General features: G+C 69.6%; 20 protein-coding genes, 1 tRNA gene and 2 pseudogenes. 10 read left to right on the plus strand and 13 right to left on the minus strand.

Annotated elements, in window-relative coordinates:
• Nucleotides 1–31: 31 nt before the first annotated feature.
• A complete protein-coding gene (gene pmbA / locus AC06E6_RS06675) occupies nt 32–1399 on the minus strand; it encodes a metalloprotease PmbA (protein ID WP_240211835.1) in 1368 nt (455 codons plus the stop codon).
• A gap of 195 nt (nt 1400–1594) precedes the next feature.
• Here pmbA and yjgA point away from each other — a divergent pair, with 195 nt between their 5' ends.
• Nucleotides 1595–2179 carry a ribosome biogenesis factor YjgA gene (yjgA, locus tag AC06E6_RS06680; RefSeq protein ID WP_104939134.1) on the plus strand — a complete coding sequence of 195 codons (585 nt, stop codon included), beginning with the start codon at nt 1595–1597 and terminating at the stop codon, nt 2177–2179.
• 1 nt (nt 2180) lies between these two features.
• Nucleotides 2181–2915, plus strand: a complete 735-nt coding sequence (locus tag AC06E6_RS06685; RefSeq protein ID WP_240211834.1) for a hypothetical protein — start codon at nt 2181–2183, stop codon at nt 2913–2915.
• A 28-nt stretch (nt 2916–2943) separates the two neighbouring features.
• On the opposite strand, the gene tldD is transcribed toward AC06E6_RS06685, so the two are convergent.
• The 4 genes from tldD to AC06E6_RS06705 all read right to left on the minus strand — a co-directional run bounded on the left by tldD (nt 2944) and on the right by AC06E6_RS06705 (nt 10485).
• Complete coding sequence (gene tldD, locus AC06E6_RS06690) at nt 2944–4404, minus strand: metalloprotease TldD (RefSeq protein WP_161613593.1); 1461 nt, start codon at nt 4402–4404, stop codon at nt 2944–2946.
• 52 nt (nt 4405–4456) lie between these two features.
• A complete protein-coding gene (locus AC06E6_RS06695) occupies nt 4457–8284 on the minus strand; it encodes a YhdP family protein (RefSeq protein ID WP_478060681.1) in 3828 nt (1275 codons plus the stop codon).
• Between the two features lie 130 nt (nt 8285–8414).
• Nucleotides 8415–9905, minus strand: a complete 1491-nt coding sequence (gene rng / locus AC06E6_RS06700; RefSeq protein ID WP_161613591.1) for a ribonuclease G — start codon at nt 9903–9905, stop codon at nt 8415–8417.
• A 4-nt stretch (nt 9906–9909) separates the two neighbouring features.
• Nucleotides 9910–10485 carry a Maf family nucleotide pyrophosphatase gene (locus tag AC06E6_RS06705; protein ID WP_240211832.1) on the minus strand — a complete coding sequence of 192 codons (576 nt, stop codon included), beginning with the start codon at nt 10483–10485 and terminating at the stop codon, nt 9910–9912.
• A gap of 208 nt (nt 10486–10693) precedes the next feature.
• On the opposite strand from AC06E6_RS06705, the gene AC06E6_RS06710 reads away from it, so the two are divergent.
• From AC06E6_RS06710 to AC06E6_RS06725, 4 genes are all read left to right on the plus strand, one after another.
• A complete protein-coding gene (locus tag AC06E6_RS06710) occupies nt 10694–11428 on the plus strand; it encodes an SIMPL domain-containing protein (RefSeq protein ID WP_478060683.1) in 735 nt (244 codons plus the stop codon).
• Between the two features lie 200 nt (nt 11429–11628).
• Nucleotides 11629–12291, plus strand: coding sequence for an energy transducer TonB (locus AC06E6_RS06715; RefSeq protein WP_240211831.1), 663 nt, complete (start codon nt 11629–11631; stop codon nt 12289–12291).
• A 183-nt stretch (nt 12292–12474) separates the two neighbouring features.
• Complete coding sequence (locus AC06E6_RS06720) at nt 12475–15306, plus strand: TonB-dependent receptor (RefSeq protein ID WP_478060685.1); 2832 nt, start codon at nt 12475–12477, stop codon at nt 15304–15306.
• Nucleotides 15307–15468: 162 nt separating this feature from the next.
• Nucleotides 15469–16149, plus strand: a complete 681-nt coding sequence (locus AC06E6_RS06725) for a hypothetical protein (protein ID WP_478060722.1) — start codon at nt 15469–15471, stop codon at nt 16147–16149.
• Nucleotides 16150–16546: 397 nt separating this feature from the next.
• On the opposite strand, the pseudogene AC06E6_RS06730 reads toward AC06E6_RS06725, so the two are convergent.
• A pseudogene (locus AC06E6_RS06730) lies at nt 16547–16705 on the minus strand (DNA-processing protein DprA); the annotation flags it as partial.
• 157 nt (nt 16706–16862) lie between these two features.
• Between AC06E6_RS06730 and AC06E6_RS06735 the strand changes: the two are divergent.
• The 3 genes and pseudogenes from AC06E6_RS06735 to AC06E6_RS06745 form a co-directional block, all read left to right on the plus strand.
• Nucleotides 16863–17204, plus strand: coding sequence for a PadR family transcriptional regulator (locus tag AC06E6_RS06735; protein WP_161613584.1), 342 nt, complete (start codon nt 16863–16865; stop codon nt 17202–17204).
• A complete protein-coding gene (locus AC06E6_RS06740) occupies nt 17201–17659 on the plus strand; it encodes a hypothetical protein (RefSeq protein WP_478060688.1) in 459 nt (152 codons plus the stop codon). Before AC06E6_RS06735 ends, AC06E6_RS06740 begins: the two co-directional genes overlap by 4 nt.
• 245 nt (nt 17660–17904) lie before the next feature.
• Nucleotides 17905–18366: pseudogene (locus AC06E6_RS06745) on the plus strand (alpha/beta fold hydrolase); the annotation flags it as partial.
• 265 nt (nt 18367–18631) lie between these two features.
• Here AC06E6_RS06745 and AC06E6_RS06750 read toward each other — a convergent pair.
• From AC06E6_RS06750 to leuS, 7 genes are all read right to left on the minus strand, one after another.
• Nucleotides 18632–18708 (minus strand) — tRNA-Asn (locus tag AC06E6_RS06750).
• 24 nt (nt 18709–18732) lie between these two features.
• Complete coding sequence (rlmH, locus tag AC06E6_RS06755; RefSeq protein ID WP_104939140.1) at nt 18733–19203, minus strand: 23S rRNA (pseudouridine(1915)-N(3))-methyltransferase RlmH; 471 nt, start codon at nt 19201–19203, stop codon at nt 18733–18735.
• 75 nt (nt 19204–19278) lie between these two features.
• Entirely contained in the window at nt 19279–19692 is a 414-nt protein-coding gene (gene rsfS / locus AC06E6_RS06760) for a ribosome silencing factor (RefSeq protein ID WP_161613581.1), read from the minus strand.
• 59 nt (nt 19693–19751) lie between these two features.
• Nucleotides 19752–20447 (minus strand): nicotinate-nucleotide adenylyltransferase, encoded by a 696-nt coding sequence (gene nadD / locus AC06E6_RS06765; protein WP_478060689.1) that lies wholly within the window; start codon nt 20445–20447, stop codon nt 19752–19754.
• A gap of 11 nt (nt 20448–20458) precedes the next feature.
• A complete protein-coding gene (gene holA, locus AC06E6_RS06770) occupies nt 20459–21502 on the minus strand; it encodes a DNA polymerase III subunit delta (protein ID WP_478060691.1) in 1044 nt (347 codons plus the stop codon).
• A gap of 42 nt (nt 21503–21544) precedes the next feature.
• Nucleotides 21545–22090, minus strand: a complete 546-nt coding sequence (locus AC06E6_RS06775; RefSeq protein ID WP_161613579.1) for an LPS-assembly lipoprotein LptE — start codon at nt 22088–22090, stop codon at nt 21545–21547.
• Between the two features lie 343 nt (nt 22091–22433).
• The gene (gene leuS, locus AC06E6_RS06780) at nt 22434–25076 is read right to left on the minus strand and encodes a leucine--tRNA ligase (protein ID WP_161613578.1); all 2643 of its coding nucleotides are present in this window, start codon (nt 25074–25076) and stop codon (nt 22434–22436) included.
• Nucleotides 25077–25294: 218 nt separating this feature from the next.
• Here leuS and AC06E6_RS06785 point away from each other — a divergent pair, with 218 nt between their 5' ends.
• On the plus strand, nt 25295–26578 hold the full coding sequence (locus AC06E6_RS06785) for a metal-dependent hydrolase family protein (protein ID WP_240211825.1): 1284 nt from the start codon (nt 25295–25297) through the stop codon (nt 26576–26578).
• The last annotated feature ends 41 nt before the right edge of the window (nt 26579–26619 follow it).

Consider the following 26619-nt stretch of genomic DNA (forward strand, 5'->3'; position numbering starts at 1 on the left):
GCCCCGCAGCGGCGGCAGCCGAAGAATTACGTCACTCGTCGCCCGCGACCGTCATTGTCCCGACTAGGATCGATCCTGTCGAGATATGTGAACGCGGGTCGACGTCATTGCCCACCGCCTCGATGCTGGCGAACATCTGTTTCAGATTGCCTGCGATGGTGATGCCGTCGACCGGCCAGGCGATCTGGCCACTCTCGATCCAGAAACCGCTGGCGCCGCGCGAGTAGTCGCCGGTCACGCCGTTGACCCCCTGGCCCATCAGCTCGGTGACCAGCAGGCCGCTGCCCATACCCGAGAGCATGGAGCGCAGGTCGCCGGCATTGGCCGCGACCGCCAGGTTGTGCACGCCGCCGGCGTTGGCCGTGGTCTGCAGGCCCAGCCGGCGCGCCGAATAGCTGCCCAGGATGTAACGCTGCAGCACGCCGCCGCTGACCAGCGCCGAATCGCGCGTGGCCACGCCCTCGCCGTCGAACGCGCTCGAGCGCAGGCCACGGCGCAGCCGCGGCCGCTCGTCGATGGCGAACCACTCCGGGAACAACCGCGTCCCGGCACTGTCGAGCAGGAAGCTGGCGCGCCGGTACAGCGCGCCGCCGGAAACGGCCGACAATAGATGGCCGATCAGCGAGCGCGCCACTTCCGCGGCGAACAGCACCGGCACCTGCCCGGTCGCCAGCGAGCGCGGCTGCAGCCGTGCCAGGGTGCGCTCGGCCGCGCGGCGGCCGATGGCCTCCGGGTCCTGCAGGTCGGCACGGGCGATGGCGCTGCTGTACCAGCCGTCGCGCTGCATGCCGTCGCCCTGCCCGGCGATCAGCGCACAGCCGATGGAATGGTGGCTGCTGCGTTCGCGGCCGATGAAGCCATGCGAGTTGGCGTAGACCGACAGGCTCTGCGCGGTGGCCACCGAGGCGCCGTCGGAATTGGCGATGCGCGGATCGGCACCACGCCCGGCCGCTTCGCAGGCCAGGGCAAGTTCCACCGCGTCATGCGCGTCCAGCGCCCACGGGTGCCAGGTGTCCAGGTCGGGGAAGTCGCGCGCCATCAGCGCCGCGTCGGCCAGGCCCGCGGCCGCATCGTCCTCGGTGTGGCGGGCGATGGCGCAGGCCTGGGCCACGGTCGCCTCCAGGCTGCCGTCCTGCAGGTCGGCGGTGCTGGCGCTGCCCTTGCGCTGGCCAAAATACACGGTGACGGCGATACCGCGGTCGTGGGTGGACTCGACCGTTTCCACTTCGCCCAGGCGGACATTCACGTCCAGCCCGCGGTCCTCGCTGCAGCTGACCTCGGCCTGGCTGGCGCCCAGCGCGCGGGCCTTGTCCAGCAGCCGCTGCGAGATGCCGGCCAGGTGTTCGAGCCGCTGCAGGCTGTCGTCGGCGGCGAAGGTTCCGGTGGTGATGGTGTTCAATGCTTTATCCTTTCAACGAATCAGGCCGGAGCCGGCCGTTTCCTTCCCCGGCCGGGGAAGGTGGCGTGAAGCGCCGGATGCGGGTACGGGCCAGGCCCCATGCCACCCGGCATCGCGGGACTTTGCCCATGCCCTCCCCCCTCTCCCCGGTGGCAGAGGGGCACAACGGATCAACTTTAATCGAGTAACAAGGCAATGCGCGGACGCGACGAAGAGACCGGCGAATTTTTCAGCGAGAGCCGCAGCCAGAACCGGCGCGAGGCGCTGGAAGTACTGGCGCTGGGCGAGAAGCTGGTGGAACTGACGGCCGCGCAACTGGCGCGCCTGCCGATCCCCGCCGACCTGCTGGAGCACATCGAATACAGCAAGCGCATCACCTCGCATGGCGCGCGCAAGCGCCAGCTGGCGTTCCTGGCCAAGCAGATGCGCCGCGAGGATGACGCCACCCTGGACGCCATCCGCGACGCGATGGAAGCCAACAGCGAGACTTCCAAGCGCGCGGTGGCGCTGATGCACCGCATCGAGCGCTGGCGCGAGCGGCTGCTGGCCGAGGGCGACGCCGCCCTGGCCGAGCTGCTGGACGAGTACCCGGATGCCGACCGCCAGGCCCTGCGCACCCTGGTCCGCAATGCGCTGGCGGAGAAGGCCCGCAACAAGCCGCCGCGCGCGTACCGCGAGATCTACCAGGCGCTGCGCGAGCTGATGCTGCCGGCCCTGGCCGGCGCCGATGCCGAGCCGGCCGCGGACGAGGCCGACGACACGGACCAGCCGACCGCCTGACATGCGCCGCGAATGGGCCCTGGCCATGCTGCTGGCGGCGATGCTGCTGGCCGGCCTCGGGCTACTGCTGCGGTCCGCGCTGGCGGGGTTCTACGGCAGCGTGCTCGGCGGGCTGTGCCTGGGCACGGCCGCGCTGCTGGGCACCACCGGGGTCGCCATTGCCGGCCTGTCGGCCATCCACCGCCGCTGCTCGCGGCGCACCTTCGCGCTGGCGCTGGCCTGCGCGCTGCTGCTGCCGCCGCTGGCGCTGGCCGCCGGCGTCCAGCTCAAGCTGCGCAGCGCCTATCTGGCCGTGGTGCCCTGGCAGCTGGACGTGCACGACATCGCCTACCGCAAGGAACAGCGCTGGGGGCTGCCGCTGCTCGCCCTGCCCGGCGACAACGAGACCGGCATCCGCGTCTTCCCGCTGCCACCGCGTGCGGCGCAGGCGCTGCGGCAGCACGGCATCGGCTACCTGCGCGGGTTGCCGGACATGCCGCTGCGCCTCGACGACCCGCGTACCCGCGGCCGCTACGGACCGTGGCATGAGACGCCGCTCGACGAAGACGCGCGCCGCCATGTCACCCGCCATTGCGCGCAGGACGAGGGCGGCTTCTGCATCACCATCGACGCCCGGGTCTGGGGCGCGGTGCAGCAGGCCATCTCCACCCCCGGCAGCTACTACGCCATCGGCCGCAGCGGGGTGATCGTCATCGACCCGGCGCGGCAACGGGTGATCTACATGTACAACGGCTAGGGCGGCGCGGTAGCCACCACGCCACGGCTCAGGCCTGGGTGCCGCCCACGGTGAGCCCGTCGATCAGCAGCGACGGCTGGCCGACGCCGACCGGTACGCTCTGGCCGTCCTTGCCGCAGATGCCCACGCCTTCGTCCAGCGCCAGGTCGTTGCCGACCATACGCACCTTCTGCATGGTTTCCGGGCCATTGCCGATCAATGTCGCGCCCTTGACCGGGGCGGTGATCCGGCCGTCCTCGATCAGGTAGGCCTCGGTCGCCGAGAACACGTACTTGCCGCTGGTGATGTCGACCTGGCCGCCACCGAAGTTGACCGCGTACAGGCCCTTCTTCACCGAGCGGATCATTTCCTGCGGGTCGTGGCTGCCGGCGCGCATGTAGGTGTTGGTCATGCGCGGCATGGTCAGGTGCGCGAACGATTCGCGGCGGCCGTTGCCGGTGGGCGCCACGCCCATCAGGCGCGCATTGAGCGTGTCCTGCATGTAGCCGACCAGGATGCCGTCCTCGATCAGCGTCGTGCACCGGGTCGGGGTGCCTTCGTCGTCGATGGTGAGCGAGCCGCGGCGGCCTTCCAGGGTGCCGTCGTCGACGATGGTCACGCCCGGGGCGGCGACGCGCTCGCCGATGCGGCCGGCGTACACGCTGGTGCCCTTGCGGTTGAAGTCGCCTTCCAGGCCGTGGCCGACCGCCTCGTGCAGCAGCACGCCCGGCCAGCCCGGCCCCAGCACCACCGGCATCACCCCGGCCGGCGCCGGGATCGCCTCCAGGTTGACCAGCGCCTGCCGCAGCGCTTCGCGGGCGAAGGCCTCGGGGCGGCCATCGGCGAACAGTTCCTGGTAGCCATGGCGGCCACCGCCACCGGCATAGCCGGACTCGCGGCGGCCGTCCTGTTCGACGATCACCTGCACGTTCAAGCGCACCAGCGGGCGCACGTCGGCGCCGAGCACGCCATCGCTGCGCGCGATCAGCACGGTATCGACGCCGCCGGACAGGCTCACCATCACCTGCTGCACGCGCGGGTCGGCCGCACGCAGGTAACGGTCCAGGCGCTTGAGCACCTCGACCTTGGCCTCGTTGCCGAGGCTGTCCACCGGATCCAGCGCCGGGTACAGCGGCCGGGTGGCCGGCGCGCGGGCCTGGCCGTGTGCCAGTGCGCGCGCGTCGCAGCTGCCGCCGTCGCGCGAGATCGCGCGTGCCGACTGCGCGGCGGCCAGCAGCGCCGCCGGCTGGATGTCGTCGGAATAGGCGAAACCGGTCTTCTCGCCGGCAATGGCGCGCACGCCCACGCCCTGCTCGATCGAATGGGCGCCGTCCTTGACGATGCCGTCCTCCACGCTCCAGCTTTCGCGCCGCGAGTGCTGGAAATACAGGTCGCCGAAATCCACCCCCGGGCCCAGCAGGGTGCCGAAGGTGCGGTCGAGGCGGGTGGCATCCAGCCCGGCCGGCAGCAGCAGGCGGGATTCGGCGAGCATCAGGGCGTTGTCGGTCATGGCTTTCCAGATGGGGGCAGGCCACGGGTTCGCAAGCCTGCGGCAGCGTCGGTCAGGGGCTACCGGCGCCGGCCGGTTGCTGCGCCGGCGGCGGCAGGCGCGGGGCGTCGCGGTCGACCACTTCCACCTTCGGGTCGGACCACGGACCGGTGACACGATAGGTCCTGGCGCCGATCTCGCCCAGTGGCTTGCCCAGCACCGCATTGGCGGCCGCTCCGACCGCCGCGCCCACCGGGCCGCCGGCGACCGCGCCGACCACGGTGAGCAGGTTGCCCGAGCGCGGGTTGACCTCGACGGTCTGGTCGAACCGTTGCGCGCGCAGGTCGGCCTGGCCGCGGATGGTGATGTCCGCCGCCGGCCCCTGCATGCCGATGCGGTCGGTGCGGGCCAGGCCGTCGCCGAACGCGACGCGGCCCTCGGCATGGTTGAACGCCAGGCCCTTGGAGAAGAAGTCGCGGAAATCCAGCAGCAGCCGGCGCGGCAGCTGGGCGACGCTGAGCAGGCCCAGCACCCGTCCCGCCCCCGGTTCGACCTCCAGGATCTGACCGTTGCGGATATCGATGTCCAGCGTGCCTTCCAGCCCGGCCAGGTTGAACGCGGCCGGCGCGCCATCCCAGCCGGCGTTGAACTGCAACTGTCCCTGGCCACCGCGCAACTGCCCGCCATAGCCGAGGTTGTCCAGCAGCCCGCCGAGGTTCTCGCTGCGCACGGCCGCCTCGAACCGGGTCCGCGCCTGGGCACCGGTGCCGCGCCATTGCCCGGTCACGTCGATGGCCTGCTTCGGCGAGCGGAACTGCAGCTGCGACACCTGCAGGCCGTCGGCCAGCGGGCGGGTGCGCAGCGTGGTCTGTCCCAGTTCGGCCTTGCCGAAGGACAGGTCGCCGATGTCCAGCGCCAGCGGCGGCACCTTGGCCGGGTCCACCGGGTCCGCGGGACGGTCGCCGGCCTCGCCGGCCACGGCCGTGGCCGCCTGCCAGTGCACCCGCGCCAGGGTACCGCTGACGGTGCCGCCCTCGGCCGCGGGGAACGACAGGTCGCCGGCCAGCGACGGCCCTTCCAGCTGCACCGCCACCGCGTCCTTGCCCGGGCGCAGGCGCAGCCGTGTCTGCTCGAAGCGGCCACCGACCAGCAGCAACTGGTCGGCCAGCACGTCCACCTGCTTCAGCGCCACGCCGTCGGCATCGGCGCCGCCCGCGCCGCCCTGCCCGCGCGCCAGGCCGATCCACTCCAGCGCGTCCAGCGACGGCGTGCGCCCGTCCACCACCAGGCCGTCGGCCGGCGGCTCGCGGCTGACCCGGTCGCTGCCCAGGGTCACCTGTACGCCGGTACGGCCGTTGTGCGTGCGCGCGGCCAGCGCCAGGCGCCGGCCGAAGGCGACTTCGGTGGTGCCGCTGCCCAGCGGCAGGCTGGCGGTGACCCGGGTCGGCAGGGTGTCGGCGGCCGGCTTGTCCAGCGGCGCCGGCAACTGCAGCCGCGTGCCCTGCAGGTCCGAGCGCAGGCTGAGCGTGGTCGGCGGCGCGACACGGCTGCCGGCCGCTGCCTTGGGCAGGGCCACGCCGATGGTCCAGCGCGAGGTGCCGTGCACGTAGGGCTGCAGCCATTTCAGCTCCGGCGCGCGGTCCAGCAGGTCGCTGGCGGCCAGCGAAGACGTCAGCTCGGCCTCGAACGCATTGCCGGGATCGCCCACCGGGCTGCCGGCGCTGAGCGACAGCACGCCGTCGTGCTCGCGGTGCCTGACCTGCAGCGCGGTCGCGCGGAAGCCGTCACTGGCGTACTCGGCCTTGCCGCGCACGTTGTCGAAACGCAGGTCCCAGCGGCGGTCGGCCAGGGTCGCGCCGCGCAGCTCCACGGTACCGCTGACCTGGCCCTCGCCGCCGCGCAGCGGCAGCGACAGGCCGAAATCGACCGCGGCCGGGCCGTTGGCACTGAGCGCATCCAGGGTTTCGCCGTAGCTGCCCTGCAGCGGGCTCTGCCGCAGCAGGGCCAGCAGGTGCCCGCTGTCGTCGAGCGTGCGCGCGTCCACTTTCAGGCGCGATTCGTGGAAATCGGCGATGCCGGCACGGAAGGCATCGACCTTGACCCCGCCGAGGCTGCCCTTGCCCTGCAGCGCGAAGCCATTGGCGATGAAGGTGATGTCGGCATCCACGCCGCTCATCGCCGGCCAGCCGTGCGAGAAGCGCAGGGTGCCGTTGTCGATGCGGCCGCCGGCCTCGAAGCGGCCATCGTTGCCGTCGAACGGCCAGTCGTCGAGGTCGCCCACGGCCAGGCCGACGCCACCGCGCAGCTGCCCGTCGACCAGCGCGCCGTCCAGCCAGTCCACCGCGGCCTGGCTCATGTGCGAGCGCACCCAGAACCCCTTGGCCGCGGTGATCGGCACGTCGTCCAGCTGCGCGGCCAGGCTGATCCACGGCCGCGTGCCGTCGCCCTGGAACCACAGGCCACCGCGCACGTTGGCCGCGTAATCGTTGCCCTGCACGCGCATGGCCGGCGTGGCGACGTGCCAGCCGGCGCCTTCGCGCCAGACCACTGCCTGGCCGTCCAGCTTCAGGGTGTGGACGACCCCGAACCCGGTCGGCCAGTCGAAGCGCAGCGGATGCGCCGGCTGCAGCCGCAGCGCCACCGCCTGGCCATCACCCTCGAAGCGCCCGCGCAGGCCGCTCAGCCCCGGGCTGCCGGCGACCGCCGCGAACGCGGCTTCCTCCAGCTCGCCGGCGCCGTGTATGGCCCCGCCCGCCTGCCCGGCGATATCCACGTCGGCGAAGCGCAGCACCGGCGCGGCGCGGTACAGCCAGTGGCGCAGTCCCGGTTCCACGGCGTCGCTGAGCGCGGCCACGCGCAGCAATGGCGTCACGTCGATGCGCCGCCCGCGCAGCGCGAATTCGCGCCCACCGCCCAGGTGCAGGCCGTCGAGCACCTGGCTGCCGGCCGTGCCGGTGGCCACCCGCAACTGCGGCGCATCCACGTACCAGCGGTCACCGTCCTGGCGCCAGCGCGCGCGCAGCCGCAGGCTGTCGAAGCCGGTGACCGGCGGCTTGCCGCCGGCGGCGAAGGGCGCGCCGGCCAGTTCCAGCCGCTCCAGCGTGGCATCGGCGATGACCGACGCCACGCGGTGGTCGTTCAGCGCCACCCAGGTGCGGATCGTGCCGGTGCCGCGGCGCACGTCCAGGCCACCGACGTGCAGCAGCGCACGCCAGGCAGACAGGTCGGCCGGTGCCGCCGCGATCCAGGCGGTGCCATCGCCACGCTGGCGCTGGAAATCGACCACCGCGGTCACCGGCGCGGCATCGTGGGCGATCCAGGCCCGCGCACCCGCGCGGATGCGATCGCCGTCCACGCGCAGGCGCAGGTCGATGCGCGGCAGTTCGGTGTCCAGCCCGAGCGACGGCGCGTCGAGCCGCAGGCGGCCGCCGATCACCTGCAGCTCGCCCAGCCGGCGCACGGTTTCCATCGGATCGCCGGCGGCGGCGGCAGTGGGCAGGCCGCGCACCGACCAGCGGCCATCGTCGGCCCGCTGCAGGGTCAGCGCCAGCCCGCGCAGGCGCAGTTCGGTCAGCGGCGCGCCGGGCAGCAGCCCGGAATACAGCGATACCAGCACCTCGGCCTGGCCGATGCGCACGCCTTCGCCCTGGCCGATGCGCAGGCCATCGAGCCGCAACAGCGGGCCGCGGCGGGTCCAGGCGGTGTCCAGGTGGTCGAACGCCACCGGCTGGCCGGCGCGCGCGCTCAGCCAGGCCGCCACTTTGTCCGGGTGCCGCTCCACCAGCGGCAACAACTGGTTGAGGCTGCCCACCAGCACGGCCACGACCACCAGCAGCACGGCCAGCGCATAGATCGCATGGCGGCGCAGGTGGCGGAGACGGTAGCGCGACAGCACGGGCATCGGGTTCGGGGCCGGGGATCAGGGGCCAGGGGTCAGCAGGCAGCCGGGGCGGTCACCTGCGGCACGCAGCGGGCCACATTGCCACACGGGCAATGAACGCGGCCCGTTCCGCCGCGGCGCCGGCGCCTGCTCACAGCAGGACCACGTCGAACTGTTCCTGCAGGTACTGGTCGTCGGCCTGGAAGCGGATGCTCTTGCCCAGGAATTCCTCCAGCTCGGCCACCGCCGCCGATTCCTCGTCGGTGATGCGCGCCACCACCTTGGTCGAGGCGATCACCAGCAGCCGCGCGGCGTCGAACTGGCGCACGGCGCGGGTGATCTCGCGGAAGATCTCGTAGGTGACCGTCTCGGTGGTCTTGATGCTGCCGCGCCCGCCGCATTCCGGGCACGGTTCGGACAGCTGCCGCTCCAGGCTCTCGACCGTGCGCTTGCGGGTCATCTCCACCAGCCCCAGCGGCGAGAAATCGTAGACGGTGGTCTTGGCATGGTCGCGCGCCAGCGATTTCTCCAGCGTGCGCAGGACCTGGCGGCGGTGCTCCGGATCGACCATGTCGATGAAGTCGATGATGATGATGCCGCCCAGGTTGCGCAGCCGCAGCTGCCGCGCCACCGACTGCGCCGCCTCCAGGTTGGTGCGGAACACCGTCTCCTCCAGGTTGCGCTGGCCGAGGAAGGAGCCGGTGTTGACGTCGATGGTGGTCATCGCCTCGGTCTGGTCGATGACCAGGTAACCGCCGGACTTGAGCGGCACCTGTTTGTCCAGCGCGCGTCCGATCTCGTCCTCCACCCCGTACAGGTCGAAGATCGGGCGATCACCGGTGTACAGCTCCAGCTTCTCGGCCAGCACCGGCATGTACTTGGCGACGAACGCCTGCAGCTGGCCGAAGGTTTCCTTCGAGTCCACCTTCACCTTTTCCACGTCCTTGCGGATCAGGTCGCGCACCGAGCGCAGCGGCAGGCTCAGGTCCTCGTAGATGATGCTGCGCGGCGGCGCCTCGCGGCCGCGGCGCTCGACCACGTTCCACACCCGCGACAGGTAGGAGATGTCCTCGGCCAGCGCCTCGGCCGGCTGGCCTTCGGCGTTGGTGCGCACGATGTAGCCATAGCCGCCGTGCTGGGCGGATATCTCGGTGACCAGCGCCTTGAGCCGCGCACGCTCGGCCTCGTCCTCGATCCGCGCCGACACCCCGACCATCTTCGACTGCGGCAGCAGCACCAGGTAGCGCGAGGGAATGCTGACCTGGGTGGTCAGGCGCGCGCCCTTGCTGCCGATCGGGTCCTTGACCACCTGCACCACCACGTCCTGGCCGTCGCGCAGCAGCTCGACGATCGGCACCGAGGACGGCAGCGGCAGGCTGGGCGCGGTTTCCTCGGTGTCGGCGGCCACCGGTGCCGGCCGCACCACGTCGTTGGCATGCAGGAACGCGGCGCGCTCCAGCCCGACCTCGACGAATGCCGCCTGCATGCCCGGCATCACCCGCTGCACCCGGCCCTTGTAGATGTTGCCGACCACGCCGCGGCGCCAGCCACGCTCGATGTGCAGCTCCTGCAGCATGCCGTTCTCGATCACCGCCACCCGGGTCTCGCGCGGGGTGACGTTCACCAGTATTTCCTCGGACATCGGTTCAATCCTTCCCGGTCACGCCAAACCCGCGCAGCAGCGCGGCGGTCTGCTGCAGCGGCAGCCCCATCACGCCCGAATAGCTCCCCGCCAGCCGGCTGATCCAGCGTTCGGCGCCCCCCTGTATGGCATAGGCGCCGGCCTTGCCCATCGGCTCGCCACTGGCGACATAGGCGGCGATCTCGTCCTCGGTCATCGCCGCGAACGTCACCTCCGATTCGACCACCACCTGTGTCTCGCGGGTGGGCGCCGCCAGGGCCACCGCGGTGATCACCCGGTGGGTGCGCCCGGCCAGCGAGCGCAGCATCGCCGCGGCGTCGGCGGCATCGACGGGCTTGCCGTAGACGCGGTCGCCCAGCACCACTTCGGTGTCGGAACCGAGTACCACCGGCTGCGGGTCGCCGGCGACCTGCGCCAGCCCGGCGCGCGCCTTGTCCAGGGCGACCCGGCGCACATAGGCCAGCGGCGATTCGTCGGCGCCCCGGCATTCCGGGACCTCCAGGTCGAGCGCGCGGAACGGGATGTCCAGCCGCGCGAGCAGTTCGTTGCGACGGGGGGAGCGGGAAGCAAGATAGAGCATCGGCGAAGCATAACCTGCGCCCGTTGCGGCCGCGCCTGTCATCGGCGGCGCATGACCATGCTCGCCATGGCGGGGCGTTAGCGCCTACGCTGGGACCATCGCCCCCTGAACGACCGGCAACACCCCCGCCGCGGCCCCGACCCCGCGTGGCCTCACCGCCCGTTCATCGCCACCGCACCACCCTCGCATCCGTCCAAGGAGGATCCACATGCGCCATTCCACCCTCGCCCCGCTGCTGCTCGCCCTGTCCTTGGCTTCGGGAGCCCCGATGACCGCCCACGCCCAGAACGCCCCGGCCGTCGTGGCCAGCGACGCGACCCTGCTGAACATCTCCGCCCAGGCCGAAGCCCGGCGCGTCCCCGACGTGGCCACGCTGTCGGCCGGCGTGGTCACCCAGGCCGCCGACGGCAACACCGCCATGCGCGAGAACGCGGTGCAGATGGACAAGGTGATGGCCGCGATCAGGGCCGCCGGCATCGCCGAGCGCGACATCCAGACCAGCGGCGTCAACCTCAACCCGCAGTACCGCTACGCCGACAACGAGGCGCCGAAGATCACCGGCTACCAGGCCAGCAACACCGTCAGCCTGAAAGTGCGCGACATCACCAAGCTGGGCAAGGTGCTCGACAGCCTGGCCGCGCAGGGCGCCAACCAGATCAACGGCCCCAGCTTCGAGATCGACCAGCCCGAGCCGGTCTATGACGAGGCCCGCCTGGCCGCGCTGAAGAAGGCCCAGGCCCGCGCCGAGACCTACGCCAAGTCGCTGGGCCTGCGCGTGCGCCGCATCGTCAGCATCTCCGAAGGCAGCAGCGGCGGCTTCCGCCCGCCGATGCCGATGATGGCGATGGCGCGTGCCGGCAAGGCCGAAATGGATACCGCGGTGGCCCCGGGCGAGACCACGCTGTCGGTCAACCTGGACGTGGTGTTCGAACTGGGCCGCTGAACCCCAGGGGCACCCGGATTTCCGGAAAACGGCGCCTGCGGGCGCCGTTTTGCTGTCTGCTGGCTGACCGGAAAACCCGGCCCCGCTTGCCGGATCGTGGATTTGCGGGCGCACTGGGGCTGCGCGGGCCGGGTCGATGCAACCCCGTCCCGCGCCACCGAGCGTTGTATCCGGCACACGCCCCTGCATGGAGGTGGTACATGGTCCGCACGCATTCCGGCACTTCCCCGATCCGTTTCGACACCTCCCGCATCCTCGCCTACAGCACGGCCATCGCGCTGCATGCGCTGGCGGCGGGACTACTGCTGATTCCGCTGTCGCAGGCCCCCATCCGCAACGACGCCGTCCGCCAGGAGCCACGCTGGCAATTGCCGGAAATCGTCCCGGTGGTGCCAGTGCCACCGCCGACGGAAGTCCCGGTGGTCAGCCACACCCCGCCGCCGACCCGCCACGCCCTGCCGGCCCCGGTGGAGGACGCGCCGATGCCGGTGTTCGCCACCGAGGCGGTCATCGCGCCACCGGCCGCGGCCGTCGCGCCCACCGATATCGCCGCGGTGGCCGATTCGGTCGCCCCGCCGGCGCCGCTGGCGGGCGTGCAGCTGCGCTACCTGCATGCGCCGGCCCCGGCCTACCCGCGTGACGCGCTGCGCGTCGGCGCGCAGGGCACGGTGACCCTGCGCGTGCTGGTCGACGTCGACGGCTCGCCGCTGGAAGTGCGGGTGGAGCGCAGCAGCGGCAACCGCAGCCTGGACAACGCCGCGCGCACCCAGGTACTGCGGCAGTGGAAGTTCCAGCCGGCCATCGACAACGGCCGGCCGGTGCAGGCCTATGGCCTGGTGCCGGTGGATTTCAAGCTGAATTGAGCCCGTCCCCGGACCGCCGGGAAGCGCCCCGCCGCGCTTCCCGGCGGGCACCGGCGTGAAGGCGCGCGTATTAATCCATTTTTCACGATCACCTCACCTGGGGAAAACATAGATTCGCGGCCGTCGATGTCCCTGGCCGCCGGTCCGGCGGTCGCCTGCCGCAGTTCCCTTGGAGAGAAGACTGTGAAACATCCGACCCATCGGCAGCCCGCCTGCCGCCCGAACCGTCTCTGCGCCGGCATTGCCACCAGCCTCGCGCGCCTGTTGTTGGTCCCGGCCACGCTGGCCGTCGCCGCCCCGGCCGCACTCGCGCAGAGCGCTGCGAATGAGAAGCCTACCAACCTCGACCGCATTACCGTCACCGGTTCCAACATCCCACGGGTCACCACCGAGACCGCTTCGCCGGTGCAGGTGATCACCCGCCAGGAGATCGACCGCACCGGCAAGGCCACCATCGGCGAGTACCTGCAGACCCTGACCAGCGACGGCGCCGGCTCCATCCCCAAGAGCTTCGGCACCGGCTTCGCCGGCGGCGGCTCCGGCATCTCGCTGCGCGGCCTCGGCGCGGCATCGACCCTGGTGCTGCTCAATGGCCGCCGCATGGCGCCCTACGGCCTGGCCGACGATGGCCAGAAGGTGTTCACCGACCTCAGCGTGATCCCGATGGACGCGGTCGAGCGGGTGGAGGTGCTGAAGGACGGCGCCTCGGCCATCTATGGCTCGGATGCCATCGCCGGCGTGGTCAACATCATCCTGCGCAACGACTTCACCGGCGCCATCGCCAAGGCGTCCTATGGCATGTCCGGCGACAGCGACGGCAATGCCCGCCGCGGTTCGCTGACCGCGGGCATCGGCAGCCTCGCCGAGGACGGCTTCAACGCCTTCATCAGCCTCGACGTCAGCAAGACCGACGGCATCCGCATCTCCGACCGCCGCAACCGCAAGTGGATCGGCAACGGCGACCTCAGCCCCTACGGCTACGACCGCGTCGCCGGCGGCCAGAACTTCCCGCTCAACGGCGCCATCACCGCCGGCGGCACCGTGGCCGGCAATTCCCCGGCGGGCAGCATCCGCGATCCGTTGACCGGGCTGTACCAGTCGCTGCCGGGCTGCGCGCAATTCTCCAGCATCACCCCGGCCGACCCCGGTGGCGGCTGCCTGTGGGAAACCCAGGACTTCCGCAGCCTGAGCCCGAGCGAGGAGTTCGGCAACCTGTTCGCGCGCGGCACGTTCGCGCTGTCGGACAACTTCGAGCTGTACGGCGAGTTCGGCTACTCGAAGAAGAAAACCGAGTTCTACAACACTCCCAGCGGCGTCTCCGGCTCGTGGGGCTATCCGGGCGGGCCGGTCAACGCCAGCAGCGGCGCCGGCGCCACCGTGCTCGGTGCCGGGCACCCGGACAACCCGCTGGGCGCCAACGCGCGGCTGCGCTACGCCGCGTTCGACGTGGGCCCGCGCGTGACCCGCAACACCAATGAGTTCACCCGCTTCCTGGTCGGCATGAAGGGCACCGTGGGCGACTGGGACATCGACACCGCCTACCTGCACTCGGCCACGCAGCTGGTCAACGAGCGCACCGGATTCCTGCGCTACAGCCACGTGCGCACCGCGCTGTCCGACCCGAACAGCCCGGTCGGCTGGTGGCGCCTGGGGGCCAACGCCGGGCTCAACTCGCAGGCCCTGTACGACTACATTTCGCCCACGATCCATGCCAACGCCAACACCAGCCTGGACATGATCGACTTCAAGGCGTCGCGCACCCTCACCGAGCTGCGCGGCGGCCCGTTGGGGCTGGCCTTCGGCGCCGAGTACCGGCGGCAGAAGGCGCAGCTCGATCCGCAGACCTACACCGATATCGGCGACATCATCGGCCTGGGTTATTCGGCCTACAAGGGCACCCAGAAAGTAACCGTCGGCTACGTGGAAATGGTGGCGCCGGTGCTGCCGTCGCTGGAACTTTCCGGCGCCTTCCGCGTGGACAAGTACCAGGGTGGCGACACCGCGAGCACGCCCAAGCTGGGCGTGAAGTGGACCCCGGCCGAATGGATCGCGCTGCGCGCCACCTACGCCGAGGGCTTCCGCGCCCCGGGCGCGGCCGAAGCCGGCGATGGCGGGCTGGCGGCGTTCAGCACCGCACGCGACCCGGTGCGCTGCCCCGGCGGCACCCCGGCGCCCGGCGCCACCGCGGCGGACTGCGCGGTCAACCTGGCGATCATCACCTCGGCCAACCCCAACCTGAAGCCGGAGAAGTCCAAGAGCTACACCGCCGGCCTGGTGCTGGACCCGACCTCGACCACCACGCTGACCTTCGACGCCTGGCAGATCAAGCGCACCAACGAGATCAACCAGGGCGATACCGACCAGGCCCTGGCCGCCGGCCGCGGCGTGCGCTCGGACAACGACCTGCCGGGCATCCCCAACAGCGGCAGCCTGCTGGCGGTGAGCGTGGACTACATCAACTCGGCGCAGACCACGGTGCGTGGTTTCGACTTCGACATCCGCCAGCGCGTGCCGCTGGGCGACTACGGCAAGCTGGTGGCGGACCTGCAGTGGACCCGGATCAACTCGTTCAAGCGCGATGACGGCGCCGGCGCGGTGTACGAGTACGCCGGCACCCACGGCAACTGCGACGTGACCAACTGCATCGGCACGCCCAAGGACCGCCTCAACCTCGGCCTGACCTGGGACATGGACCGCTTCAGCGTCAGCGCCATCGCCAACTACATCGGCAGCCTCGACAACGTCGCGTTCAAGGGCGACAGCTGCGCCAACCACTTCACCGACGGCAGCGATGCCCCGGACGGCTGCAAGCTGCCGTCGTTCTACAGCATCGACCTGTCCGGGCGCTGGCGCGTCACCGATGCGTTCGAGGTGTTCGGCTCGGTGCAGAACCTGACCGACCGCATCGCCCCGCTCGATCCGCTGACCTATGGCGCGGTCAACTACAACCCGCTGCACTACAGCGGCGCCATCGGCCGTTACTACACCCTGGGCGCGAAGTACACGTTCAACTGATCGGCCACGGATCGCCGGCTGCACAGGCCCGGGCATGCCCGGGCCTGTGCATTTCCGGCCGGCAGCGCGCGCGCAACGAAAAAGGCCTGCATCTTGCGATGCAGGCCTTCGAATCTGGCGCCCGAAGTTGGAAGTTTCAGATTCTGCTGGGCGCCTACTTCCTTGTTTCCGGCAGAAGTCCTGCGCCAAGAGCACTTGATTCTCGGTGTTTCTGTCAGCAGCGTGCTGGTACCTTCGTCGAAATGCAACGTTAAGTATCCACCGGATTCTGGATGCATAGAGCGGAAGGCACTGGCCCGTCGTTGCCAGAACATCCGGCGCACCCTGGATCATGCGATCAGCCGTAACCTGGCGGCCTCGATGGTTCATGGAAAGAGGCGTTCGCAGCAACGGTTCGCGTGCTTGCAGAGATCAGGCGCAGATGCCGCCTCCTACCGGCTCTCGGTCAACCGCATGCTCACCGAGCGTGGCATGGTCGGCACCGAGCATCTCGAGGAAACCATCGCAGCGGCAACCACGCGTTCGATCAGCGACCAACGGGTGTGCCACATGGCGATGCCACTCACCCATGCGTGGTTGGTGGCCATGATCGATCAGGAGCGAGCATGTGCGTCCGACCCGGATGATGCACTCGAACGCATCTGCAGCGCGGCTCAAGACCACGCGCTCGCGTTGTATGGGTTGCAGAAGAAACACTGGGCGCGAACCGCGCGCCAATGTCATGCCGCTGGCATCGGCGTTTCCGGCCTGCACCTGGTATCCGATCCCTTCGGGGCCTATGGCGAACCCCGCTGGCACCTGATGCCAGTGGTCGTTGGTGCGGACGGACAACGCAACGCCTGACGCTGCTGAGCATGTCGAGATTGCGGCTATCGCAGATCGCATCTGGCTTGACGACCGAGGGTGCAGCAAGAACGCACGTGGCGGCAGCATTTGCATCAATGCGTTGCGACAGAAGGAAGCCAACGCGACCGATGTCCAAAACTTCGTAGTGCCATGCGCCCGATGGCGGATCAGTGCGGTAGACGACGTCGCGCCTGGTGTTACGGACAAGCTGATTCGCCGGGGTGGACTCGGCGAAGCACCGGACTTCGTCGTCTTTGCTTGGATGGTAGTGGTCGCCGACCATCAACCGATCATCCTTCGATAACTTGTTCAGCACGTCCAAGTACTTTTCGAATCTCGTCGAAATTCTTAACTCGATGCGCGCCCTCTTTCTCGTACACGTAGGACCAAGTGATCGACGAGTTTGGTAGCAGCTTTCGAGGATGAACAGTTTGCGGCCCTGCTCAAGTGCGGCGCGCGCTTGAATGAGGGTGCCTGACGTATCGCCGGCCTGGACGATAGTCGTGGCCTTCGTGATTGCAGACATGGTGACGTTCCGCTCGGTGAAAGCCATGCGGTTGCCCTCTGGCCCTTGCTGACCGCAGGCGTCGAATCCCTGGCGTCACCGCAGTTGGAGCGCGAGGTTGGCCTCCAGAAGCAGGTCAACCAAGAGATTGACACATTGACTGTGCGATACACAGTGTGCGACGCTATGTGAAAAGGAGATCCACATGACCGGCCATGCCGAAGAAGCCAACCTGATCCAGGAGTTACGCCGCGGCACTCTGGTGCTGGCTGTGTTGAGTGCACTGCAGAGTCGTGAATATTGTGGTGCCGACCTCCGGGTCTGGCTGGCGGAAGCCGAGCTCCCTATTGAAGAAGGCGCGCTCTATCCGATGTTGCGTCGCCTGGAGGCACAGGGATTCCTGAGCAGTGAGCGAAGACCAGAAGACTCGCGCCTGAAACGATTCTATAGGTTGTCAAATGCAGGAAAGTCCGCACATCGCAAAATGCTTGGCCAATGGCATGCGCTTTCTGGAAGTTTGGCCTTGCTCAATGGAGAACAGCCATGAACGCCGTTGACAGATATTTGAAGCACGTGGGTTGTTGGATGCTGCCAAATCAGCGTTCGCGTGTACTTCAGAGGGTCCGAGAAGATATTGAAGAGATCATCGGCGATGAGTGCGAGGAGACCGAGATCGAGCAGCGTCTACGTCAGTTCGGTCCGCCGCCTGTCGTGGCCGCACGCTATGCCGACTACCCCCACGTGATTCCGGGCATGCTCGCGCCTGCGTACTTTATGGTCATCCTGATCACGCTGGCTGCGTTGTTCCTCGTCAATCTGACCTTGCTGATTCCCCGGGCCATCCACGGAGAAAGCTGGCTGAGCAACCTGGGTCTGGTTCTCGCCACCTCGTTCTCTGCCGCCCCTTGGGCATTCACGGTCATCACCATCGTGTTCGCAGTGCTGGGCTATTGGGCGCAGCGGCGAGCACACCACCCCCGCTCCCAAGGAGTATCACCATGAATCGTTCTTGCTTTGCCAGTGCGCTGGCGTTGGCAGTCTCCTGCTGCTTTTTTCCAGGATAAACCGTTGCCCAGCAACCAGATCCCATCTGCGCCGGCAAAATCATCGCTGCTCATGGCGAGGTCAAGATCGCCTACACGTCTGAAGAATCCAAACAGGGAGAAGTCGTCGTGTTGGTACCCGGCGCCGGGGAACATGCCGAAGACTGGCCGACGGCCTTGACCCAATGACTACTTGAGCATGGCTATCGCGTTCTGAAGCTGGAACCACGCGATGTGGGATGTTCGACACGTCTCGACGCGAAGGGTCCAGTGGATTCGGCCGCCCTGTTCGCGCAGCTTGGCAAGGGTGAGAAGCCGTCGACTGCCCACACTGCCCAAGGCATGGCCGGGGACGTGATCGCGGTGATGGATCATGCCAAGATCAGGAAAGCCCATCTCATCGGCGCCTCGGCTGGCGCGACGGTTTCCGGATGGCTTGCGTCCAAACGACCCGAACGCGTGTCGTCCCTGGCCTTGCTGATGGCGAACTCGGGGACTCCACTCAATCCGATGCCTGCTGACCCGCTAACAATGGCCAGTGTAGGCATGCCGCCCGCAACGGGCGCTAGCATCGAAGCTCGGCGCACCTTGCTCGCGGCCATGAACAAGGCCCCGGAAGCGGACGAGCCGACACGTTCGCCTGAAGTCCGTCAGCAAGTGGCTTGATGCCACGTCAGCCAGCCGTATTGACGGAGACGGACCGGCACGGCAGGCCGTCGCGGAAATACACCTGCCGGATCTTGACCAACATGACCATGTTGATCACTCCTGAGATCCCCTGAGCCGAAAGGCTCGGGATGCGGGCTGCAGGCGGGTCAGTTTTGCGTGCGCACCACCACGGAAAGTGGGTCGGTTCTGGATGCGCGCCAACAGGCATTTTTTCCGGGACAGCAAAAAGGGCCGCTTGCGCGGCCCTAAGTGCTTGAATCTATGGCGCCCGAAGTTGGACTCGAACCAACGACCCCCTGATTAACAGTCAAGTGCTCTAACCGGCTGAGCTATTCGGGCGGGGACGCGCATTCTATACGCATGTCAGGCGCGATGGTAGGGGTGATTGGCGAGCATCGCCGCGGCGCGGTACAACTGCTCGGCCACTACCAGCCGCACCAGCATGTGCGGCAGGGTCAGCGGCCCGATCGACCATTTCTCGTCGGCGCTCGCCGACACCTCCGGCGAATGCCCTTCCGGGCCACCGATCAGGAACGCCAGGTCGCGCCCCTGTGCGCGCCAGTGCTCCAGCCGCTGCGCGAGCTGCTCGGAACTGAGCTGGCGCCCGGGCACGTCCAGCGCCACCACGTATGGATTCTTCGGCAGCGCCGCCAGCACCCGCCGGCCTTCGTCCTCGATCGCGCGCCTGGGGTCGCGCCCCTTGCCACGCAGGCCCGGCTCGATCTCCACCAGCTCCAGCGGCAACCAGTGCGACAGGCGCTTCTGGTACTCGGCGAATCCCTGCGCCACCCACGATGGCGCGCGTTCCCCGGTGGCGATCAGTCTGGCTTTCATGGCGCGGCTCCCGGCACGGCGTCGAAACGAAGACGGCGCCCTGCGGCGCCGTCGCGTGGCATGTGGCCGGGCAGGTCAGCCGGCCTGCTGCTCGTCGTCGGCCGACGACGGCGGCTGGTCGCCCACCGTCCACAGGCGCTCGAGCGCGTAGAACTCGCGCACGCGCGGCAGCATCACGTGCACGATCACGTCGCCCAGGTCCACCAGCACCCACTCGGCCTCGCGCTCGCCCTCAACGCCCAGCGGCATCACCCCGAGGTCCTTGGCGAAGCGCACCACTTCGTCACCGATCGACTTGACGTGGCGCGTCGACGTGCCCGAAGCGATGACCAGGTAATCCGCCACGCTGGACTTGCCGCGGACGTCGATCTCCACGGCGTCCTTGGCCTTGAGCTCCTCCAGCGCCGCGTGCACGGAGGCCAGCAGGGCGGGAACGGACGGCGGCGGATTGGGCAACTGGGTCTTGATGACTTGGGCTTCGGTGGTCAAAGCGGCAGAACTCGATGAATTGAAGCGGCGATTATAGAGAACCCGGACCGGCCCGGCATTCACGCCGTGGCGCATCCATACAGGCGGTGGGCGGCGATGTAGGCGGCGACGGCGGGCGGCACCAGCCCGCGCCAGGCGCCGCCAGCGGCGATCAGGCCGCGCACGGCGGTGGCCGATTCGGCCTGCAGCGGCTGGCGCAGGCGCCATACCCGCCCGGCCGGCCGTGCGCGCAGCGATGCGGCATCGTCCGCCCAGGCGTCGCGCAGGCGCGCGGCCAGTACGGCGGGCAGCTGCCCGTCCAGCGCATTGCCGGGACGCTCGGCGACGACGATATGCGCCAGTTCCAGCAGGTGCTCCCATTCATGCCAGGTCGGCAGGCCCAGCAGGCTGTCCGCGCCCATCAACAGGGCCACCGGAGCCGCGGCACCGGTTTCGGCGCGCAGTTCCCGCAGGGTGTCCACGGTCCATGACGGTACCCCGGGCTGGCGCGCGGCGCGGCGCAGTTCGCGGGGGTCGACGCACAGGCCGTCCTCGCCGGCAACCGCCAGTTCCAGCATGCGCATGCGCTGCGCGGCATCGGCACCGGGCGGCGGCCGGTGCGGTGGATCGGCGGCCGGCATCAGCCGCACCGGCGCCTGCAGTTCGTCACGGGCGCGGCGGGCAATGGCCAGGTGGCCGTTGTGCACCGGGTCGAAGGTGCCACCGTAGAGCAGCAGCAGGCCGTCACCGGACCGGTCCGGGCCTGGCCCCGGCATGACCATCACGGTCAGCGCGTCCCGCGGGCCAGCAGGCGCACCGCCTGCGCCTCGGCTACCGCCAGCAGCAGGCGTTCCAGCGCCAGCCACGGATCACCCTCGGCGCGCCCCTTGGCCATGCGGTCGACCTGTCCGGCCTCGGCCACGAACCGCTCCCAGCGCTGCGTCGCCGGGTGCCGCTGCAGCGCGCGCTTGAACGGCGCCTGCCGCGACTCCCAGATGCCGCGCGCCTTCATTTCGCCGGCCAGGTTGCCGCCGCTGGCCTGGACCCGCGCCAGCCCGGCCGTGAGCAGCAGCTCGCGGATCAGGATCGGGGTGAGCGCGGCCACCGCCTCGCCCTCGGCGCGCAGCCCGGCGAGCATGCGCAGCACCGCCTGCGGCTGCCCGGAGAATGCCGCCTCGACCAGCCGGAACACGTCGTAGCGCGCGGCGTCGGCGACCAGCGACTCCATCTTCGCCACGTCCAGCGTCTGGCCTTCGGCCAGCAGCGCCAGTTTGTCGATTTCCTGCGCGGCCGCCAGCAGGTTGCCCTCCACGCGTTCGCTCAGGCGCTGCACCGCGGCCGGCTCGGCGCGCAACCCGCGGGCACGCAGGCGGCGCTCGATCCAGTCGCCCAGTTCATGCGGCTTGATCGCCCACGCCACCGACAGCACGCCGGCCCGCGCCACCGCGTCGGCCCACTTGCCCTGGTGCGACTTGCTCCACTCGCCGGCGGTGATCAGCAGCACCACGTCGGCCGGCGGCTGCGCGCAGAATTCGCTGATGACCTCAGCGCCCTCCTTGCCCGGCTTGCCACTGGGCAGGCGCAGCTCCACCAGCCGGCGCGCACTGAACAGGCTCGGCGCGTTGAAGCTGGACGCCAGCTGGCCCCAGTCGAAGTCACGGCCGTCGGCATCGAACACCTCGCGCTCGCCGATGCCTTCGGCGCGCGCCCGCGCGCGCACCGCATCGGCCGCTTCCAGCACGCGCAGCAGTTCCGGCCCGGCGATCAGGTAGACCGGCGCCAGCGGCTGCGTGCCGGCCTGGGTGGCGAGCTGCTCGGGACGCAGTTCCATCGCTCAGCGCCCGCGCGCCGGAGCCGCCATCGTCGGCATCGCTCAGCCGTCCTTGCCGGTGGCCGGAGCGGCGCCGCGCTCCTTTTCCATCTGCGCGCGCACCACGCTGTCGATGCGCCGCAGGATCGAGGCGGACATCTCACGGCGCAGTTCGTCGGCGAGGATCTCGCGCTCGGTGGTGGTACCGGTGGCGTCGGTCGGCTCGGACACATAGTCGCGCGACAGTTCGATCACCTGCTCGGGCACCAGCACGCTGCCGTCGGGGTGCTGGAACACGAACACCACCGCGTAGCGCATGCTGTATTCCTGGGTGCGGCCCTGGGCGTCGATGGCGATGGGCAGGTCGCCCCAGCGCTCGGAGCGGATCTGCAGCCGGGCCGCGCCCTTGCCGGGCGCATCCTCGCCGACCACGACCGCACCGGAGGCGTGCAGCCCGCGCTCGAGCAGCTTGACCAGTTCGCTGTAGCGCACGTTCGATTCGACCTTCACCGCCGGGGTGTCCTCCGGCAGGGTGAGCCTGTTGCGCAGGTGGAAGCCGCAACCGGTCAGGCTCACGGCAAGGACGAGGGCGGTCAGGTATCGGGTCATGGGCACAGTCTGGCGGAGCCGGCCGGGAGCGGCAACAGAAAACGGCACGCATCATCGCCCATCGGGTGTGAGCGGGGATGAAACCGGGATCGCTGATCCACTGTTCGCAAACGCACTCCGGGCGTGCGGGGGCAAAACGAAGCCGGAGCCGGCGCTCACACGCTCCTGGTAGGAAAGCATTCGCGAAAAAGCCGGTTGCCAAGCCCCAGCCCCCCAGGTTGGGGGGCGATCCGCGCGCAAGCGCGGATGGGGGGGCGCCGCGACAGACCACAAGCCGCAGCGAATGACAAACGCGCCGCCGCGCGCCCGGATGGCGAACCATCGGGGGCGCGCCGCAGGCGGATCAACCCGCCACGATGTTGACGATCTTGCCCGGCACGATGATGACCTTGCGCACGGCCAGGCCTTCCAGGAACTTGGCCGCGTTCGGCTCTTCCCTGGCGGCGGCCTCGATCAGCTCGCGGCTGGCGTCGGCGGCCACCTCGATGGTGCCGCGCAGCTTGCCGTTGACCTGCACCGCCAGGGTCAGCGCATCCTTGACCAGCGCGCCGGCGTCGACCTGCGGGAACGGCTGGTCTTCCAGCAGGGTCTCGCCATGGCCCAGCGCCTGCCACATCGCATGGCAGGCATGCGGGGTGATCGGGTTGAGCAGCAGCACCGCCGCCTGCAGGGCCTCCTGGCGCACCGCCCGGCCCTGGTCGCTGGCGTCGTCGAACTTGGCCAGCACGTTGAGCAGCTCCATCACCGCGGCGATGGCGGTGTTGAAGGCATGGCGGCGGCCGTAGTCGTCGCCGACCTTGCCGATGGTCTCGTGGGTCTTGCGGCGCAGGGCCTTCTGCCCGGCGTCCAGCGCGGCGACATCCAGCGCCGGCGCGCCGCCATCGGCGGCATGCCGGTGCACCATGGTCCACAGCCGGCGCAGGAAGCGCGCCATGCCGTCCACGCCGGCCTCGTTCCATTCCAGCGACTGTTCCGGCGGGGCCGCGAACATCGAGAACAGGCGCACGGTGTCGGCGCCGTACTTGGCCACCATCGCCTGCGGATCGACGCCGTTGTTCTTGGACTTGGACATCTTCTCGGTGCCGCCGATCACCACCGGCTGGCCGTCGCTGCGCAGGGTGGCGCCGGTGATGCGGCCGCGCTCGTCGCGCACCACGTCCACGTCGGCCGGGTTGAACCAGTCCCTGGAGCCATCGGCGTTGAGCCGGTAGAAGGTCTCGGCGATCACCATGCCCTGGCACAGCAGGTTGCGCGCCGGCTCGTTGCTGTCGACCATGCGCGCGTCGCGCAGCAGCTTGTGGAAGAAGCGGAAGTACATCAGGTGCAGGATCGCGTGCTCGATGCCGCCGATGTACTGGTCGACCGGCAGCCAGTAGTTGCCGCGCTTGTCCACCGCCTCGCGCGCACCCGGCGAGGTGTAGCGGGCGTAGTACCAGCTCGACTCCATGAAGGTGTCGAAGGTGTCGGTCTCGCGTTCGGCCGCGCCGCCGCATTCCGGGCAGGTGGTCCGGCGCCATTCCGGGTCGGCCTTGATCGGCGAGCCGGTGCCGGTGAACTGCACGTCCTCGGGCAGCACCACCGGCAGCTGGTCTTCCGGCACCGGTACCGCGCCGCACTTGTCGCAGTAGATCACCGGGATCGGGCAGCCCCAGTAGCGCTGGCGGCTCACGCCCCAGTCGCGCAGGCGGTAGTTGACCCGGCGCTGGCCCTGGGCCTTGCGCTCGAAGCGCTCGGCCAGCGCCTCGAAGGCGCCCTGGAAATCCAGCCCGTCGAACTCGGCCGAGTTGACCAGCTCGGTCTCGCGGGTCTTGTCGCCGTACCAGTCCTGCCAGCGGTCCGGGTCGTAGCTGCGCTCGTCGTCGTTCTTGGGGTGCTTCAGCGCGATGACCTGCTTCTTCGGCAGGCCGTACTTGCTGGCGAACTCGAAATCGCGCTGGTCGTGGCCGGGAACGGCCATCACCGCGCCGGTGCCGTAGCCCATCAGCACGAAGTTGGCGACCCAGATCGGCACCTGCTCGCCGCTGACCGGGTGCACCGCCTTCAGGCCGGTGTCCATGCCGCGCTTTTCCTGGGTTTCCAGCTCGGCCTCGGAGACGCCGCCCTGCTTCAGCTCGGCCAGCAGCGCGGCCAGTGCCGGGTTGTTCTTCGCCGCATGCACCGCCAGCGGGTGTTCGCCGGCGATGGACACGAAGCTCACGCCCATCACCGTGTCCGGGCGGGTGGTGAACACGCGCAGCGGGTCCAGCACGCTGCCGTCCACGTCACGCACGTCGAACTGGATCTCCAGGCCTTCGGAACGGCCGATCCAGTTGCGCTGCATGGTCTTGACCGATTCCGGCCAGCCGTCCAGCTCGTCCAGGCCGTCCAGCAGCTCCTGGGCGTAGTCGGTGATGCGCAGGAACCACTGCGGGATCTCGCGCTTTTCCACCAGCGCGCCCGAGCGCCAGCCGCGGCCATCGATGACCTGCTCGTTGGCCAGCACGGTCTGGTCCACCGGGTCCCAGTTCACCACCGCGTTGCGGCGGTAGGCCAGGCCCTTGCGCATCAGCCGGGTGAACATGCGCTGCTCGTGCACGTAGTAGTCCGGCGTGCAGGTGGCGAACTCGCGCGACCAGTCGATGGCATAGCCCAGCGACTTGAGCTGGCCGCGCATGTGGTCGATGTTGGCGTAGGTCCACTTGGCCGGCGCGGTGTTGTTCTTGATCGCCGCGTTCTCGGCCGGCAGGCCGAACGCGTCCCACCCCATCGGCTGCAGCACGTTGTGCCCGGTCATGCGCTTGTAGCGGCTGATGACGTCGCCGATGGTGTAGTTGCGCACGTGGCCCATGTGCAGCGCGCCGGACGGATACGGCAGCATCGACAGGCAGTAGTACTTGGGCTTGTCCGAGGTTTCGTCGACCTCGAAGGCACGGGTGGTTTCCCAGTACTTCTGGGCAGCGGTTTCGACCTGCTGGGGATCGTAGATGTGGGTTTCGACGCTGGACATGAAAGCGTTGGGGCTGCGGCAAAGCGGGACAGCGTACCGCAGTGCACCAGAGGGCTCCAATCCGGCCCACCCCGCCGCCCCCGGGAAAAACCCGTTTCCTGCAATATCAATCGCTTGCGCGCTTTCGCCCGGCGGCGGCCACGAGCGCCCCGGGCGCCCGGCCGGTTTCCCGCGCCGGCCCGCTATGCTGGCGGCTCCATCCCTGGGGAATGAGACCGATGCCGATCCGCCGCCACCTCGCCACCGTCCTGCTGCTGGCCTGCGCCCCGGCTTGGGCCGAACCCGTCGCCGTGCAGTGCGGTCGCCTGTTCGACGCCCGCAGCGGCCAGCTCAAGGGGCCGCACACGCTGCTGGTGGCCGACGGTCGCATCCAGCAGGTGCTGGCCGGCGCCGATGCGGCAACCGGCGGTGCGCGCGCGGTCGATCTGCGCGACAAGGTGTGCCTGCCCGGCTGGACCGACCTGCACGTGCACCTGGGCAGCCAGTCCAGCCCGCAGAGCTACTCCGAAGGCTTCCGCCTGGATCCGGTGGACTACGCCTTCCGCGCGGTCGGCTACGCCGAAAAGACCCTGATGGCCGGCTTCACCAGCGTGCGCGACCTCGGCGGCGAGGTCGGCCCGCACCTGCGCGACGCGATCAACCAGGGGCTGGTGAAGGGGCCGCGGATCTTCGCCGCCGGCAAGTCCATCGCCACCACCGGCGGCCACGCCGACCCGACCAACGGCTGGAACGACCAGCTTGCGCACCTGATCGGCGCCCCCGGCCCCACCGAGGGCGTGATCAACTCGGTGGACGAGGCGCGCCAGGCGGTGCGCCAGCGCTACAAGGACGGCAGCGACGTGATCAAGATCACCGCCACCGGCGGCGTGCTCAGCTACGCGCGCTCCGGCGACGCGCCGCAGTTCACCGTGGACGAGGTCAAGGCCATCGTCGATACCGCGCGCGACTACGGCTTCCGCGTGGCCGCCCATGCCCACGGCACCGAGGGCATGAAGCGCGCGGTGCTCGGCGGCGTCACCAGCATCGAGCACGGCACCTACATGGACGATGAGGTCATGCGGCTGATGAAGCAGCACGGCACCTGGTACGTGCCCACCTTCTACGCCGGGCGCTTCGTCACCGAGAAGGCGGCCATCGACGGTTACTTCCCCGAGGTGGTGCGGCCCAAGGCCGCGCGCATCGGCGCGCTGATCAGCCAGACCGCGGCCAGGGCCTACCGCAACGGGGTCAGGATCGCCTTCGGCACCGACCAGGGCGTGGGCCCGCACGGCGACAACGCGCGCGAGTTCGTCTACATGGTCGAAGCCGGCATCCCCGCCGCGTACGCGCTGCAGGCCGCCACCGTGCATGCCGCGCAGGTGCTGGGCGTGGACGACCAGGGTGTGCTGGAAGCCGGCAAGCGCGCCGACGTGATCGCCCTGGCCGGCGACCCGCTGCAGGACATCAACGCCGTGCTGGACGTGCGCTTCGTGATGAAGGACGGGGTGATCTACAAGCAGTGACGGCTACGCGCGCTTCCCATGGTGGGAGCGCGCCGCCCTGC

The sequence above is a fragment of the Stenotrophomonas sp. Steno-Z10-HUANG genome (assembly GCF_056393075.1).